The organism is Arthrobacter sp. 9V, from assembly GCF_902506065.1.
Classification (GTDB): domain Bacteria; phylum Actinomycetota; class Actinomycetes; order Actinomycetales; family Micrococcaceae; genus Arthrobacter.
In genome coordinates this window covers 1-1,180 of the sequence record NZ_LR733031.1, presented here as the reverse complement: position 1 = coordinate 1,180, position 1,180 = coordinate 1, and the positions used below count along the sequence as shown (strand labels likewise).

1 protein-coding gene is annotated in these 1,180 nt (G+C 69.2%); it reads right to left on the bottom strand.

Annotated features, from left to right (window positions below):
* Positions 1 to 183: 183 nt before the first annotated feature.
* The coding region (locus BACI9J_RS23520; RefSeq protein WP_159736734.1) for an MFS transporter at positions 184 to 1,180 on the bottom strand (997 nt) is incomplete at its 5' end.

Genomic DNA, 1,180 nt, shown 5'->3' with positions numbered 1-1,180 from the left:
GTCACGGTGAGTCCGCGTTCGGTGAAGAGGCCGCCCAGGTCGGCGACGTACTCGGGCAGGTAGTTGAGGCGGTTCGCGGTCGCCGAGATCTGCAGGGTGTCCATGGTGGTGCTCCGTTCGTGGGGTGCGGCGTGCCGGGCGTTGCCCGGCACGCCGCTGGATCGTGTGGGTGGATCGGGTGGTTCAGGTGGACCTGGCGGTGAGGACGTTCTCGTTCACGTCCTCGAGGGAACGACCGCGCGTCTCGGGGGCGAACCGCGACGCGATCACGAGCACCGCGTACATGGCTGCCGCGAGTCCGAAGACACCGGCGAAGGCCCAGGCACCGTAGAGCGCTATCGCGGCGAAGGGCATCACGGCGCCGGCGATGTTGCCGATCCCGTTCACGATCGAGGCGCCGGACGCTCGGATCGCCGTGGGGTAGACCTCGGCGGTCCAGGCTGCGAGCGTGGTGTTCGTCAGCATCGTGAAGAACTGGAACAGTGCGCCGAGGGCGAGGATCGCGCCGGTGTCGTTCCCGAACGCTGCGAACGCCAGTGCGGTCAGACAGCCCAGGACCCCCGCGGTGGCGACCAACGGTCGACGCCCGATGCGGTTCGCGAGCAGGGCGGCGGCGGTGCATCCGAGGAGCGAGCCGACGTTCATGATCATCGTGTACAGCAGGCTCTGCGAGACGGAGTACCCACGTTCGACGAGCAGCGTGGGCATGAGGAAGTTCAGCGTGACCTGCACCCCGAAGGCCATCCACGACGCGACCCCGATGGCGATCGTCCGGCGCAGGACCAGCCGGTGGAACACCGCTGCGGGTGAGGCGTGCAAGGACACCGGCGGGAGATCTGCGGGGCTGAGCCGGACGGGGCCGACGGCGTCCGCGGGCGGCGTCAAGGTGTTCGAGGCGAGGACCGCGAGCGAGCGGTTCGCGTCGTCGATCCGCCCCTTCGAGAGGAGCCAGCGCGGCGTCTCGGGCAACTTGCGCCGGTACAGGACGACGAACAGCGCGGGGAGCGCCAGGATCACGAAGCTCCAGCGCCAGACGTGGTCGTCGCCACCGAGCGGGACGGCCAACGGGCCGAGGAGGAGCAGGAAGAGGCCGTAGGAGATGAAGTTCCCGATGCCGCCTGCACCGACGTTGATCGTGGCGATGAGTCCGCCCCGGTACCGGGTCGCGACCATCTCGGAC